General features: G+C 57.4%; 1 protein-coding gene. It reads left to right on the forward strand.

Annotated features, from left to right (window positions below):
- Window positions 1-829, forward strand: an 829-nt coding sequence (locus PIB16_RS26685; protein ID WP_142843699.1) for a hypothetical protein, incomplete at both ends; no start/stop codon positions are given.

The raw sequence follows: 829 nt of genomic DNA on the forward strand, positions 1-829 counted from the left end.
CGAGCCGAAGGAGCTTCATGATATCCGGACCGGCACCTTCGCGGTCGGGACAAACAACCAATACTTCACGAACCTCGACTTCGTGAACGGCATGCTGCGCGACCAGTCGATGTACACGTGGTATCCGTTGCTGCTGACGTTCCAGGATGAGCGATTTACCCTCGAGCAGTGCTGCGCACTCGTGCACCGCTTTGACTACGCATACAGCAACTATCTGCGCTACAGCGGCTTGCAGGAAATGGGCGCTTTTGCCGAAGCGATCACCAAATATCTTCCGACGGCTGGTAGCCGCGACGAGGCGGTTGAGGCCGTCAAGGCGTTCCTGGGTTACCTCAACCGTTTGGCCGCCTGGTCATTCCATTACTTCCCTTGGAGCATCGGAAAACATCTCACTTACGAGACCCCGGAAGGTTCCATCGCGGCCCTGGCCGATCCCTCTCGGCGTGTTCAGATCCGCGACGGTCAAAAGGTACGGCTTACCTGGGAGCCGCTGGGCATCAGCGTCATTGCCTATCTCGCGACGAAGGAAAACCCCGAACTCTGCAACGACCTTATTCAAGCTCTGCCCTTCACGGTTGTTCAGGACCATGCCGTTGTCAGCGGTGAATCCATGTACGCGTGGGCGCCTGTCGTGAGCACCGCAAAGGTTAACGTCAAGGAACGGCAGTGCGATGCTCCGGTCGGCCGTATCCGCTATTCCCAGGGCACCGGCAACAAGGTCATCGTCCAGTATGGTGAAGTCACCGAAGATATTGCGACACCGGTTCTCGGTGAGATCCTGCCGGAGTATGCCGACGATATCTATAAGGTTGGTCGCGCTGTTCTGGAA

The organism is Agrobacterium sp. ST15.13.015 (assembly GCF_027871645.1).
GTDB classification, from domain to species: domain Bacteria; phylum Pseudomonadota; class Alphaproteobacteria; order Rhizobiales; family Rhizobiaceae; genus Agrobacterium; species Agrobacterium leguminum.